The organism is Desulforhabdus sp. TSK, from assembly GCF_022836495.1.
In the GTDB taxonomy this organism is placed as follows: Bacteria; Desulfobacterota; Syntrophobacteria; order Syntrophobacterales; family Syntrophobacteraceae; genus Desulforhabdus.
Genome location: NZ_BQXM01000027.1, coordinates 1 through 13,777, shown reverse-complemented (window position 1 = coordinate 13,777; position 13,777 = coordinate 1). Strand labels below are relative to the sequence as shown.

The window sequence follows — 13,777 nt, the reverse complement described above, 5'->3', positions numbered from 1 at the left end:
CAGGGCCGCACACTGCGATGCCCCTCTCAGCGTCGGAGGGTCTGGAGAGAACCTGCTCCCTCCGGATAATCGACGCACTTGCCGTATTCAGATGAGCATCAAGCGTGCCAAAGTTTCCGGCATCTTTTTCGCGCAGGATGAACCGGGCAAGAACCGGATTCCCGTTTCCTCGAGAAGCACTCTGCAGTCCATCTCTCCATCGTTATCCGCTCCACGAAGTCGGATTCTGGATAGAAAATACCCGGTGAGAGCCAACGGTATCCATCAGAATGGTTACTTTCTATCCAGAAGTGCAGCATGCCGGCATGTTCTTTCCATAATGAGGAAAGGATCAATTTTTGCATCGTTTAAAGTGTGTGATGTATCTGACTAAGGAGAGCACGTTATGAACCGGACAACAACCCCGCTGGTGCTCATTGTAGATGATGATGCAGCCCATCGCATGATGCTGGTGACCCTCATGGAAGAATGGGGATATGGAGTCGAGGAAGCTCGAGACGGGTTGGAGGCGGTGGAGAGGATCCGCCGCGGCCCCGTGGACCTCATCCTCATGGACTTGCGCATGCCCCGGTTGGACGGCATTGAAGCCACCCGAGCGATCCACGAGTACAATGCAGCCATCCCCATCATCATACTCACCGCCTATTCTTCCATCCCGTCGGCGGTGGAAGCCCTGAAGACCGGGGCTTTCGACTATCTCACCAAACCCATTGACTTCGAGGCACTGAAGGTGGGGATGGAGCGAGCCTTGGAGCACACGCACCTGCGCAGTGAGAATGAGGAGTTGAAACGCCAGTTGGCCAGATTTCAAATCCCCGAAATGGTGGGGCATGGAACCGCCATGAAACGCCTCTCTGAAATGATCGCCCTGGTGGCGCCCACCGAGGTAACTGTGCTCATCACCGGCGAGAGCGGCACGGGAAAGGGGCTTGTTGCTCGGGCCATTCATGCCCACAGCGTCCGTCGGGAAAAGCCGCTTGTGGACGTGAATTGTGCCGCCATTCCTGAATCTCTTATCGAATCGGAGCTCTTCGGCCATGAAAAAGGGGCTTTCACGGGGGCCGACCGGTTGCGGCGCGGCCGCTTTTCCATGGCTGACGGGGGGACGCTCTTCCTGGATGAAATCGGCGAGTTGCCTCTTTCCATGCAGGCCAAGCTGCTTCGGGCGATCCAGGAGGGGGTGATCCAGCGAGTCGGAAGCGACGCGGCCCTGCGTGTAGATGTAAGGATTCTTGCGGCCACCAACCGTAACTTGGAGAAGATGGTGGCTGAGGGAACCTTTCGGGAGGATCTCTTCTACCGTTTGAATGTGATGAGCCTGGTGGTCCCGCCTTTGCGTGATCGTCCCGAGGATATCCCGAATCTGGTCAGCCATTTTCTTCCTCACCTCGCCGAAAAGAATCACAAGCGCGTGAAGGGGTTGACGCCCCAAGCACTGGATCTGTTCCTGCGTTATCCTTGGCCGGGTAATGTGCGGGAGTTGGAAAACGCGCTGGAGCGGGCGGTGATCCTGATGCCGGGAGAGTTTGTTTCAGAAAGAGAGCTCCCGTTACCGCTTCAAACTTTCGTGGCTGAAGCGCGAGCCTGTTCGGGGGAGACCACGAAAACCTCCCAAGAAACACTCACGGAAATCCCGGGAAAAACCCTTGAGGATATGGAGCGGCTGAAGATCTTCCAAACGCTGGAGGAGGTGCGGGGAAACAAGAGCGAAGCGGCGCGCAGGCTGGGAATTACCCGACGTACCCTCAAGCTGAAGCTCAAGAAGTACGAGGCCGTTGAAGTTGAAAAGGAGAACGCACGGGAGGCAGCTCCATTTGGAACGACCACAGGGAACCAGCCAACACGGGGAATGGTTTGAGACAACCGCTAACCGCTTGTGCTCAGTCGATTCAAGACATCAACTTCACAGCATAGCACGGTCGTGCGGGATTCTCCTCGCGTGGAAATAGTGGCACACATGTTGCTTTTAAATATGGAGGGGCAGGTCCCCTGCATATTCAAAAGGCGATCTTCTAACAGACTCGGGAGGTGGTGCTATGTTTAAGGAAATATTAGTCATATTGATTCTGATGGCCGCGTTTGCGGGTTGTAGCCACTATGGGGGCTACGGCCATTGTGGTGCGCATGGAAGCTATTGCCGGTGGCATAGCACTCATGGGTACTGAATACCGTATGAAACCCCATATGGGGCCTTGTAGCGATGATTGACGGGATTTTTTCGCCGATGAAGAGAGAGTATATCGAGGCGAAATGGAGGATCGGGCATGAAAAGCCTGTTCATTGTTTCAGCAAAGGACGGCTCGTTGGCGGACAAAATCCACGTGAACAAAAACACGGGATGGTTCCTCTCGGCTTACGGCCGGTAGCTGTCTTTAAGACTTGATGGACGACAGGCAGAGCCTCCTCTCTCGTAAGGGGAGGCTTTTTTTGTTTGAAGGAGGATGAGATATGGACTGTGAATTTCTGCCGGCCCTCGTGACGGAGCTATTCGATAGGGTAAATTTCGTTCAATGGAGCCAGTGCCCCCTCTGGGGCATGAATCACGGGATGATGGGGGGTGCCTGGGGATGGATCGGAGGAATATTCATGATGTTTTTTTGGGTCTTGGTGCTGATTGCTCTGGCCCTTTTCATTCGCTGGCTGGTTACTGCGGGGGGGAGAGGCCGGATCTCCCATGGTCTTCAGGAAGGCACTGTAGAATCTGCCCTGGATGTTTTGAAGAAACGCTACGCAAGTGGAGAGATCACAAAAGAGCAGTTCGAGACCATGAGGCGGGATATTGAGTGAGGCTCCCGATCAGCGTAGCATCGGAATAGTTCCGGCCTGCCGGCTGGGTAAGGCCTATCCAGGACAACCAACGGCCTTCCAACTTGTTGATCGGTTGCCGGGCGCGCATAATGAGCTCTGCTGAATTCAGGTGGGGCCGACCAATTTCCTCCATAACAAATAGCAAAACCTCCCGCTTCCATGGAAGCGGGAGGTTTTGCTCACGCCGTTGCACGTCGGTAATATTCATGGGGCTTTTAAGTGGGAAGCACGCGTGCCGCTCTCGAGGACTGATTCTCAGGTGGCGTCGGTACGTTACCTTCCCGGTGGCCTTTGGGAATGCGCATGATGATTTCGGTGCCCCGGCCGGCCTCGCTGTCGATCTTGATCTCACCTCCATGGGCTTCGACGTACTTATATACATTGGCCAATCCCAGCCCTACGCCCTGGGGTTTGGTAGTGAAATAAGGGTCGAAAACATGGGGAAGATGTTCCGGGGAAATTCCAGCGCCGGAATCCGAGACCGACAGCATCACGCTATCCCCGTCCCCCAATGCCTCCACCACCAGGCTTCCGCCCTCATCCATGGCTTGAAGGGCATTTAAATAGAGATTCAGAAGCACCTGGGTGAACCGATCGGGATCTACGTCGAATGATAATTCATGGGGTTTTACACGAAAAGTGACAGCCACACCTCGTTGTTGGGCGTCTTTATCAATGAGCTGAAGCGACCTTTTGATGAGCTCTTCACACGAGGATGAGCGCTTGTGGAGCTCCGTGGGTCGAGCATAGTCCAGGAGCTCGCTCACCACACGATCAAGCCGTTCCACCTCGCCTTCCATCACCTGGGCGATTTGGCGACTGCGATCGTCTGTCTTAGCCCGATTTGCCAGGATGCCTGCAAACCCCTTGATGGAGCTTAGAGGATTGCGGATCTCATGGGCGATTCCAGCAGCCAGGCGACCGATACTGGCCAGCCTTTCACTCCGCCGGAGCCGTTCTTCCAGTTGCCTGATCTCCGTCACATCGGTGAAGAGCAGGACGCACCCCACAATGCCGTTTTCCCCGTCGCGGATGCCTGCAGCGTTCACGAGAAGAGGTACGCTTTCGCCTCCCGGAAGGAGACATAAAAGCTCACGCCCTGCGAGTCGTTCGTTACGCTGGAGCTGGGTGAGTATGGGGAGCAGGCAGGGAATATCTTCAATGTGACCTCGCAGTCCATCCGGGCGTTTCAGGATCATGCGAGCGGATTCGTTGGACTGCTGGATTTGCCCCTGCGGGTCGGTGGCGATCATGCCGACCGGCATTTGAGCAACCAAGGTGGAAGTAAAAGCCTGCATGGTTTGTAGTGAAGATCTGGCGCTATGGTAATTCTGAGCCCATATGAGAGAGACAAATCCTCCAGCCCCCACCAACAGCATGGTGCTCAAAAGCACCATTGTCTGGCGTATGTCCTGGTCGATGGCATGTTCAAAAGGCGTCGGGTCCAGCCCAACTACGATGAACAGGTCGCCCGTAGGGGGGGGCTGAAACGACATGGGCATCGGGCAGAGGTCTCCTCTGCCGAATCCTCTCCCTTTCTGCCTCATCCACGGCTGGTAAAGACGAATGACCTCGAAGCTCCTGGCTTCTTTTTCTACAAAACGATGAGCTGTTTCACCCGATTCGGGAAAAGTAAAAGGCAAGATTTGCCCCACCTGGCTGCGGTCGCTATGGGCGACAACCTGTCCCATGGGGTTCACCAGGGCCACATACAGAACATCCGCCTGCTGAGCCATTTCCTCCAGGAGGAGTTGATGCTGTCGATGGCCCCAACCCATTTCCATCATCCCCGTACGACTGCCGGCTTCGATGGAACGCATGAGCACATTCGCCTGAGAGAGAAGCGCTTGCGTCATGAACTCTCTCTCCCTGTGCACATTCTTTACCGCCAAAACCATAAGAATGATGGCGAGGATGCAGACGGAGCCAATGATCATCCACGGGGACATCCACTTCCGTTTCGCCAATTTTTCTTTGCCCGAAATCATTTACAAACTCCTGTCGGCCGGCTTTTTTTAGCGTAAACATTTCAAATGTCTTTATGCAAAAGAGAAGCCACGTAAATTGATCGTATCCCGCCAGGTATAAAAAGGAAAAAGCGAATTTTCGCGAGGCCGGGTGGAGTAAGTAATTTATACCAATTATATTATTTACTTAATAATGCTTTGGCACGAGATATGCTGTATCCCAGTTGTGACAAGACAATCTACTCTCTGAGAATCGACTCGATTCTCAGAAACACTGCGTATCCGTGAATGGTCGAACGGAGCAGTCGGCGAGGAATACTTTCAATAGCAGCATTACCTGCACCAAAGGAGAATCCCATGAAACGAGTACTTTCCATCAGCATAGCGGCGGCATTCCTGCTGGTATTCGGTCCGGGGATGGTTCACGCTCAGCATGCGGAAAACACCCCTTCAAGAAAGGGTCAAGTCGGCAGAGGGCATGCTGCCCATGGGGTAGTGGAAGGTTGGCATTGCCCGTGGATGGGGCATGGGAGCATGATGCCGGATCGTGGGGACATGGGGTGCGGCATGAGGGAAACTGGTGGTGTGAGGCAGAGCACGGATCGGCTCTTGAGCCAAGCTCAGGCCGAACAGATGATGCAAAACTATGTGCGTTACTTGAACAATCCTAACGTTAAAGCTGGGGATGTGGCCGATAAAGGCGAATTCTTCGAGTCGACGGTTGTGACCAAAGAAGGATCACTGGTCGAGAAAATCCAGATTGATAAGAGCACCGGTTCATTTAGAAACGTCTACCAATAGTCTCCGTAGTTTCCCATGGGAGGTGTACGATGAAACTTGCAGAACGAAAATCCGGGATAATATTCATCGCTTTGCTGGTCGTTTTGATCGCTTCCTGCCAGTATGGCACCCGCTCTGCGTTGCACCATTATCACGTGCTTTTCAGAGAACTTTATTTCATTCCCATTGTCCTGGCGGGCTTCTTCTTCGGTTTCCGCACTGCTCTGGCGACGTCTTTGAGCGTTACCCTGCTGGTCGCTCCCCTGGTTTTTTTCAATTGGGAGGATTTTTCGCCCAATGACTTCACTACCCTTCTGGAAATACTGCTTTACAACTTGACGGCAGCAGCCATTGGCGTCCTGAGTGATCGCGAGCGGATGAGACAGAAAAAACTGCATGATGCCGAGAGGCTTGCGGCGATCGGTCGGGCAATGTCAGGGGTCGCTCATGATATGAAGAGTCCCATCGTAGCCATAGGTGGGATGACCCAATTGGTGCAGCGGGAATTCGACAAAGATCACCCCAGCTTCCACAAGTTGGAACTGGTGCTGCAGCAAGCTCGCCGCCTGGAAAACCTGACAAAGGACCTCCTGGATTTTGCCAGGCCTTTGGAGCTTCAGCGAGCACCGCGGGATCTCAATAGTCTGATACGGGAGAGTTTTCAGCCAGTTGAGGCAGAGGCCTTAAAAAAAGGAGTGAAGGTTCAGCTAGATCTGTTCGAGAAGCTTCCGCTGGTTTCCATTGATCCTTTCCGGTTGGAACGTGTTTTCATAAACTTGATGCTTAATGCAGTCCAGGCTTCACCGGAAGGGGAAACCGTTCGTATCAGGACTTTGGTTGAAAAGGGCATGGTCGTGGCCGACATCATTGACTGTGGTTGCGGAATAAAGGCTGAGCAGCGGGAGAAAATATTCGAGCCCTTCTTCACCACAAAACGAGAGGGAACCGGTCTGGGACTGCCCATCTCAAGAAAAATCGTCGAGGCACATGGAGGACGACTCCGATTCATGGATAGCCCAAAGAAGGGAACTACTTTCAGAGTGGAGTTGCCTGCAGGGTGACTGTTTGATCGAAAAATCCGGATGACTTTTTGTTCATGTGGCTGGTTCTTATAATTTTCCCAGTACAGCTCGGCAGAAATATTCACTTGGCTATGGTGCGCACGATAAAAGGATGTGAGTACCTTAAGCCGTTGATCGCCAAGTTTAGATGTAGGGTGGGCGCGTCCTCTTGCGCCCACCGGAGAACCTGTTAACTAATTTTGGCGTGGTGTAACAGTGAGTGAATAGGACCGAGCCCCTTAAGGCGTCGATTTGCCGAGGTCGACAATATTGGATTTTCCTACATAGTGCGTCAGCTCGATATGATTTATGGCCGTGATTTTTTTTATAAGATCTCGCATGCGTTTGAGATTCTTTTCTATGGATTGTAGTGTTTGTTGGTGTTCGGATTCCGGCTCCATCTCTTCCTGAAGGATTTGAGTGGCCTGCAGCGCAATTGCCAGAGGGTTATTGAGCTCATGCCCCACACATCCTGCCATGGCCATGACGGCTTCGAGCTTTTCCTTCTCGCTCGCTTTTTCTCTGTCCCTCATGGTTCCGAAAACGACTCCCACAGCATTGAACAACACCAACTCAATGAGATTGCTTGCAAAGAGGGAACTTCCCGCCGGAGCCGCCAAGATGGCGCAAGGAAGGTAGACGGCTGAAGCGATTATACCGGTGGATACTCCTCCACTTTTCCCAAACCAGTACGCACCCAAGAAGACCGGGATCAGATAGAATTCTCTGAAAACCAGATCGAAAGGCGATTGATATAAGTTGGTGAAGTAGTCAATCGCGCCAATGATCAGGAGCAGTAAAAGGATAAACCACATTCGGCGGTTTTTGATTAACGGATTTATTTTCATCTTGCTCTCCATTGTTCATTACATCCTCTGGATCAGCAACAATTGCCAGCCTTATGTTTTTCTTAATTTAAATGGGAATGCTATTTCTGTACCATTTGACGAACATCAGTCCATCGCATGGTTTTGACAGACAAGTGGTGGGAAGGCCGTCCTCCATCAAGCGATTTTAACCGGGCAAAACGGATAAAAAGACATACCTTCCGTTCTGAAGGTATTCTTCCTTGGTTAAAAATTATCCAAAACCATGGGCAATGGAATAACGAGAGTTGCTGGCGAAAACAGTGGGTGCCGGGGCTGAGGGCGAGCGGAAAATCCAGAAATGGCCTGATGAGGGAGGAGGTTGGCTCAGATTTCAGCCCCCAAGCAATCTGCATTGCGTTTGGGGAATCCCAGTTCGAGAATCCGCCGTGCTGTTCTGGCAGCGTTGTAGGGAACGAACCGGACCTCCAGATATCTCGTTCGGTCATCCCAGAGAACATACTTGGCCCGGAAGTCCCCATCTCGCGGCTGCCCGACGCTGCCCGCATTGACGATGTATTGTCGTCCGGAGGGTAGATGAATGCATCCTTCGGGAAAAAGATCGTGCTCAACCCTCTTGCCATCAAAAGCAACAAGGGCCAGCACGTGGGTGTGGCCCACGAAGCCCATTTTTTCCCGCATTCCGTGAAAGATGTGGCGTTTTTCATCCAACGAGCCCTCGAGAAAACTCCTTGTAAGGGAATCCGGTGGAGAGCCGTGAACAAAAAGGCATCCCTGTGCGACCAGTTTTGTGGGCATGGTCCGAATGCGGTTCAGGCTCCTTCTTGAAAGGAGCCTTTTGGTGATCAGAAGAGATTTCCATGCGCTGGGGTTGAAAAGAGAAGCACACGACGAATCGACGGCTCCCAGTTCGTGGTTGCCCATGACGGAAGGGATGTCTCGCTCGCCAAGGAGTCTCAGAACGCTTTCGGGTTCAGGGCCGTAGCCGATATTGTCTCCCAGGGAGACAACGCCGTCGGCTCCTGCCTTGTCTATGTCGTCCAAGACTTCCCGGAGCGCTTCAAAATTGCCGTGAATGTCTGAAATCACCGCGATGCGCATGAGAATTCAATCTCCGTCTATTACTTATCTCTGGCGATTAGGGCGCAGGCACTTCATTATCATGAGGGCTCAACATCAACCACCGGAGACGGGAGCGCTCACAACACACCGAAAACCCACTTCCTCGAAGGCCTCCCACGGGAAACGTTTGATGGCCGCCGCAAGGCCGTCTCCGCTCTCGCTGTCATTCAAAAAACCTCCAAGAGCCACGAATTCTGCGGGCTGTCCCGTTTCCGCCGAAGAAGGCCTGTCGCCTCGAAGCCCCCACTCACCGCCTGCGTTGAGTCCTCGAATGCCGTGGGCGTTGGCTTTGAACAGCCCAACTGGAGAGCACAGGGGCAGGTCGCCGGCTTCGGGCTGCGGGTGCTGCCCCTCCATCATCATCCAATTCTCCTTTTCCGTGCCTTTAAAAGAAGCTTTGGAGCTCCTTGCGGCCTCTTCGTCCAGCACTACGAGCCATTCCGCCTCCGTGGGAATGCGCATCGAGAAGAAACGGGTGTAAGCGAGCGCGCCGTAAGGAGTGACGCGCAGGACGGGGCAGGCGGAGTGAACGGGTTCCTTAATCATGAACCGTCCTTCCTCATACCCGATGGGGTCGCAGCCCTTGGTGACCTCCCCCAGAAGCAGCCAGATTTTCCCATCTCCCCGCACTACGCCGTTTTTCACCTCGATGCGTGGAAGAACCCGGTTCAAGAACTCCACGTACTGGTAATTGGTGACCTTCGTCTCATCCATATAAAAAGGGGCGACCTCGTAAGACCTTCCCGTCCCTTCGCCGGCTCTTTCTCTGGTCGTAATCTTTCCTCCCGGAATGAGGCGGAGCACGGTGCCGTCTTTGGCGTGAAAAGTTGGTGCCGGGGGTGCTCCCTTGGCTGAGAGCAGAGGTGGAATTTCTGCTTCGAAGATTTCGCCGAGAGTCGGCAAAGTGGGGGAGGTCGTTTGAGATGGAGTGGAAGTATGGCCTCCCTCGTGAAAAATTAGAATCCCCAAACCGATGGCAGCCGTAAGGAAAAGTACTGCGGCGCTCCACAGGATCAGTGCTTTGAAATGACGCTTCTTGATGCCCTCGTTTCTTGAGGGTGACGCAGAAATTTGCACCGCTCCTCCGAGAAGGCCGACCAGTGCATTCTTCAACGCTTCAACGGTGGGCGTCCGCTCATTCTTCTCCTCCGTCGTGGCTGAACGGATGATGCGATCCAGTTCGACGAAAAAGGGCGCTTGTGGGTTGGGAAGGCTCGCCTGTTTGAACGGAATCTGGTCTGGCTTCATTTTACCGACGACAGCCTCAAAAAGTATTTTTCCCAAAGCATAGACATCCGTTCTCTCATCGGTCCGTTTGAGATCGAAGAAATGCTCGGGAGACATGTAGGGGGGTGTCCCCCGCATGTCCATGGATTGAGTAAAGGGTTTGAGGCGGCAGGAGCGGGCCAGACCGAAATCTGCGATTTTGGGTATCTTTCCGTCGAGAAGAATGTTCTCGGGCTTCAGGTCCCGATGAATAATGCCTGCCTCATGCATGGCCTGGACCCCGTTCAGGAGAGGCATAAAAAGGTTTTGAATCCATTCTCTCATGCGGCCTTCTTCGGGGAAAAAGCCCTCTTCCGACATGGTGTCTCTCAGGGTCCCGCCGGCAATATATTCCATGGCGATGTACTCGAGAGTGTCGCCCTCAGCGGTTCCGCTGGCTGTGATGGAGCCGTGATCGAAGATCTGGAGCACATTCATGTGGCGGACTTGAGCCATGAGCTGGACTTCGCGGCGGAAACGGTCGAGAGAGAGAGTCATGGCTTCCGTGTCTCCCTCCAGGGACTTCACGAATTCCTTGGAGATAACCTTTATGGCGGCATCGCGATTGAGGTTGAGCTGGTGCGCCCGGTACACCTCTCCCATCCCTCCTTTTCCTATGAATTCGAGGATAACCCACTTGTCGTTGAGCACAGTCCCTGTTTCAAATGCTTTGTTCGATGGCTTGCTCATGGTGACTACCTTTTTCCCGTCCCGCATCTATTCTCACGCGATCAACGGCCAAAAGCGAAATGCATAACTCTTCCGTTTTCGATGCAAATAGGTCGACTCTGTCTGCCCCCCAGTCATCAAGAAGCATAAAAGTTTGGGCATCAGGTCAGCCCATGCCCAAACTTTTTGTGTCATGTTCAAAGGGAAAAGGCAAGAACTACGCCAAGTTTTTTGTGCTTTGACCAGTTTGCCGAAGGCGGATTTGAAAGCTCTCGACTTCGAGCTGTGATTTCTCAGGTGAAGAGGCTGAAGTTCCTGAAGTTAAAGAGTTCTTGCAGCTCTTCGGAATCGGTCCACACCTTACCACGTCTAAGGTCGGAGAGATTGTTGCCTAAGCCATGGCCCTGGAATGGAAGGGGGCTCTTGATGCCCGTCGTGGTTTTCAGTGACAGCGAGTTCCCTCATCCATTCCTTGCTTGTGGCGCATCAACGATTTGTTACCAGCAGTAGCCGTTGTATCGGGAACCGTGAGCACAGGTGGGACCGTGGCGATGAAAACCCCGGCTTCTTGCATTGGAGTTCCGGTACGTGCCGGTGGTCGAACCTTTCACTGCGGTGTTTCTCCAGTCGGAGTGGTGCGAGCCGTTCCAGCTTCCCTGTGTCCCGGAAGCCCAAGGGCAATTCCAACCGCCGGAGCCGTAATTGTAGGATGATGGCTGGGCGTGGGCTGAACCGATGGCTAAAGTGAGCCCCAAGGCGACTATTCCGAGGATTCCAGTCAGCTTTTTCATGATTGACTCCTTATTTTTTAAAGTTTATCGAATGATTTTTCTCCACACACGTTCATCGCTGGCTTTTAATCAAGCATCTCTTGTGCCAAGGTTTGGATTTATATTATAGCATTTGGATATTATTTATAATTCAGCGTCTGAGTAATGCTTGCTTCGTAATCAAAAAACCTTGAGGTTTCCTATTTTGGATAATTATTATCCATATGGATAAGAAATCTTGGATACTGTCTATCCAGTTGGGCAATTTTCAAATTGGCAATATTCTAAATCATTGGTCTAATCGTGAAATAATTGGCTGAGGGGGATCTCAAAGAGTTGAGCGGAAATCGTAACCGCTCAGTAGGGGTGATAACTTAAAGGCGTAGCGCCTTCGTCTTTTTCACCGAATGCGAGTGCGGATTTCTCTGCTGGGGTAGGCTGAAACACTATACACAAGGACGGAGGAGTGGCAGCATCGTGCTTTCCAAGACACTGAACGCCGAGTCCTGACGATTTCCCACGAAGAATGAGAAAACACTGACCCCCTCTGTGCTGGCTTGAACCTAACCGACCAAGTGCATTGAAGAATTGGAAGCAAAGCTCGGTCAGCATTCGCAGAACTCGAACCGGCCCCCGCCGTCGGACCCACTCCAGCAAGGAGTTAAAGAGAAAGTCATCGAAGGGAAACCACATAAGATCATAAATATTCAGGAATTTTCACTTTTAAATTTTTTCTGTAGTTCGCAGATAATGTATTCCATCTGTTGTAGCTTCCTCTTCTCAGAAACAACAGATCGGATGTCATTCATGGCATTTTGATCCAAATCATTCAGCATCATGATGATCTCTCCCGCCAAGGCGTTCGCCTCCTCTTCTTCATTACGATATTTCCATTGTGTCCCCACATTTGACCTAAAGATCTCTCCCTCACCGAGCATGAGCCATGTGGGGTTAATGTCTTTTAGGTCTTCAAGAAGACGGATGATCTTGTCTGAACCTGGAACCTGTTCCTGCTTTTCATACTTGCGATAAACCCGCTCCGTAACACCCATTTTTTGAGCCATTTCTTTGGGGTGAAGTGACAATCGTGTCCGGAGTCTTGCGAGTCTTTCCGCGAGAGACATGTGTCCTCCTTTTTTGATTTTTAGATCAAAAAAAGCTTGACTTACGTTCTATTCATCATACATTGTATTACATTCTTTGAAAGATGCTATCATGCAACGGCTTGTGATTCAAGATCTAAAGGACAAACTGTGCAACACTTCTCCACACCGTTTGATTGTCGGAGGGCATATCCTCCTGCATGGAAACGGGACATCTCGTTGTGCTTGTCCCAGTGAAAGATCACGCAAGGTCAGAGGGTTGTCCCTATAGAACCTTGCAGCGGCGCGAATTTCACCATGCACATGTGTACTTCTTGCCATGATGAGCCGACTTCTGAAGCACTTGGAACAGTCTCCTCATCCGGTTTTTAGTGAAAGCGAGCTCCGCACTCTTTTGAGTGCTCGAGAAACTGAAAACCTGATGCAGCAACGCATACTGATGGCCTGTGCTTCTGAGGTCCATGGGTGCCCGTTTTCCGCAGCCTGCAGCCATGCCTGTCCCATGTGCTCTTTTCCCCACGAAGACTGTATCGAAACCAGCCCTTTCTCCCGTGAAAAGGAGATCCCTTCGGCCCTTCGCGAAAATGGTGCACACCGTTATGCGTTGTGCCTGCGGCAGTTTCTGTCTGTTCTGCATAGGGTCAACGGTTTTCATGGCCAAGTGCATCGCCTGGATCGAGATGGATTTTACCTGGGGCGTAGGGTTTACGGAAACCGCCGGGTTGGATTCGTATTTCTGCGGCGGGTGGACGAAAGAGAAGTGTTGAAATTGGCAGGGCTCCGCTATCTATGCCGAGAGGATGAATTCCTGGTGCTCCTGAATCCGTCCTTCACCATCGAAAACCTCTTCACGCGTCACCTCCTGCATCAACAAAACATGGTCCAAAAGCCCCTCGCGCAATGCCTCGATCCCGAGACGCTGGAAATTCCCTTGGAAGAAATGGTGTCGGAATTCCTGCAACTGGAGAAAAGCGAAATCCCTCGATCCGAGCCTCTCTCCAAAGCCCAAGCGTCGGATTATCAAAGGTTAGAATTCCTCTGCCATGACCGCTTGCATTTCCCTGGCACTCTCCCGACCAAACGCAGCAATCTCGTCCAACTCAATGACAATGCCCTCCGCCTGGGAGATGCGCTTTTCGTACTGCTCCTGTACCTGGCTGTGGAGCTCAAGAAAGGAGAAGGGGGTTGGGCGGACAAACTCACCCTGTGGGAGAAGGGACTGGTTTCCAGCCCCGACTCCTATCAGGCCTACAGCAACCTGCGCAACACACTCACGGGTATTACCGGCGGTCAGCAAACCTGCCAAAATGGCCGGTTGGAAAGTCGTCCATCGCGATGAAAGGGCGTAGCTCAGCGACGTTGTCTCTTTTTGAGAACAAAAAAAGGCCACTGAGGGATCTCGGA

General features: G+C 52.3%; 12 protein-coding genes. 6 read left to right on the top strand and 6 right to left on the bottom strand.

All coding sequences use genetic code 11. The features are described from left to right. The first annotated feature begins 385 nt into the window (after positions 1-385). Together MWC30_RS15170 and MWC30_RS15165 are read left to right on the top strand one after the other, a co-directional pair. Positions 386-1,858, top strand: coding sequence for a sigma-54 dependent transcriptional regulator (locus MWC30_RS15170; RefSeq protein ID WP_244085040.1), 1,473 nt, complete (start codon positions 386-388; stop codon positions 1,856-1,858). Positions 1,859-2,448: 590 nt separating this feature from the next. Further along, positions 2,449-2,787 (top strand): SHOCT domain-containing protein, encoded by a 339-nt coding sequence (locus tag MWC30_RS15165; RefSeq protein ID WP_244085039.1) that lies wholly within the window; start codon positions 2,449-2,451, stop codon positions 2,785-2,787. 236 nt (positions 2,788-3,023) lie between these two features. Here MWC30_RS15165 and MWC30_RS15160 read toward each other — a convergent pair whose 3' ends face one another. Next, positions 3,024-4,796 (bottom strand): ATP-binding protein, encoded by a 1,773-nt coding sequence (locus MWC30_RS15160; protein WP_244085038.1) that lies wholly within the window; start codon positions 4,794-4,796, stop codon positions 3,024-3,026. Positions 4,797-5,132: 336 nt separating this feature from the next. Here MWC30_RS15160 and MWC30_RS15155 point away from each other — a divergent pair, with 336 nt between their 5' ends. Beyond that, positions 5,133-5,576 carry a hypothetical protein gene (locus MWC30_RS15155; protein WP_244085037.1) on the top strand — a complete coding sequence of 148 codons (444 nt, stop codon included), beginning with the start codon at positions 5,133-5,135 and terminating at the stop codon, positions 5,574-5,576. Positions 5,577-5,605: 29 nt separating this feature from the next. After that, on the top strand, positions 5,606-6,616 hold the full coding sequence (locus MWC30_RS15150) for a sensor histidine kinase (protein WP_244085036.1): 1,011 nt from the start codon (positions 5,606-5,608) through the stop codon (positions 6,614-6,616). Positions 6,617-6,855: 239 nt separating this feature from the next. Here MWC30_RS15150 and MWC30_RS15145 read toward each other — a convergent pair whose 3' ends face one another. The 4 genes from MWC30_RS15145 to MWC30_RS15130 form a co-directional block, all read right to left on the bottom strand. Further along, the gene (locus tag MWC30_RS15145; protein WP_244085035.1) at positions 6,856-7,464 is read right to left on the bottom strand and encodes a histidine kinase dimerization/phospho-acceptor domain-containing protein; all 609 of its coding nucleotides are present in this window, start codon (positions 7,462-7,464) and stop codon (positions 6,856-6,858) included. A 345-nt stretch (positions 7,465-7,809) separates the two neighbouring features. After that, positions 7,810-8,544 (bottom strand): metallophosphoesterase, encoded by a 735-nt coding sequence (locus MWC30_RS15140; protein WP_244085034.1) that lies wholly within the window; start codon positions 8,542-8,544, stop codon positions 7,810-7,812. Positions 8,545-8,619: 75 nt separating this feature from the next. Continuing rightward, positions 8,620-10,521, bottom strand: a complete 1,902-nt coding sequence (locus tag MWC30_RS15135; RefSeq protein ID WP_244085033.1) for a bifunctional serine/threonine-protein kinase/formylglycine-generating enzyme family protein — start codon at positions 10,519-10,521, stop codon at positions 8,620-8,622. Between the two features lie 476 nt (positions 10,522-10,997). Further along, the gene (locus tag MWC30_RS15130; protein ID WP_244085032.1) at positions 10,998-11,291 is read right to left on the bottom strand and encodes a hypothetical protein; all 294 of its coding nucleotides are present in this window, start codon (positions 11,289-11,291) and stop codon (positions 10,998-11,000) included. Between the two features lie 567 nt (positions 11,292-11,858). Here MWC30_RS15130 and MWC30_RS23040 point away from each other — a divergent pair. Then, complete coding sequence (locus MWC30_RS23040; RefSeq protein WP_368860865.1) at positions 11,859-12,089, top strand: hypothetical protein; 231 nt, start codon at positions 11,859-11,861, stop codon at positions 12,087-12,089. On the opposite strand, the gene MWC30_RS15125 is transcribed toward MWC30_RS23040, so the two are convergent. Then, complete coding sequence (locus tag MWC30_RS15125; protein WP_244085031.1) at positions 11,978-12,394, bottom strand: helix-turn-helix domain-containing protein; 417 nt, start codon at positions 12,392-12,394, stop codon at positions 11,978-11,980. The two genes, MWC30_RS23040 and MWC30_RS15125, sit on opposite strands and share 112 nt — an antisense overlap. Before the next feature lie 400 nt (positions 12,395-12,794). On the opposite strand from MWC30_RS15125, the gene MWC30_RS15120 reads away from it, so the two are divergent. After that, positions 12,795-13,712 (top strand): hypothetical protein, encoded by a 918-nt coding sequence (locus MWC30_RS15120; protein WP_244085030.1) that lies wholly within the window; start codon positions 12,795-12,797, stop codon positions 13,710-13,712. The last annotated feature ends 65 nt before the right edge of the window (positions 13,713-13,777 follow it).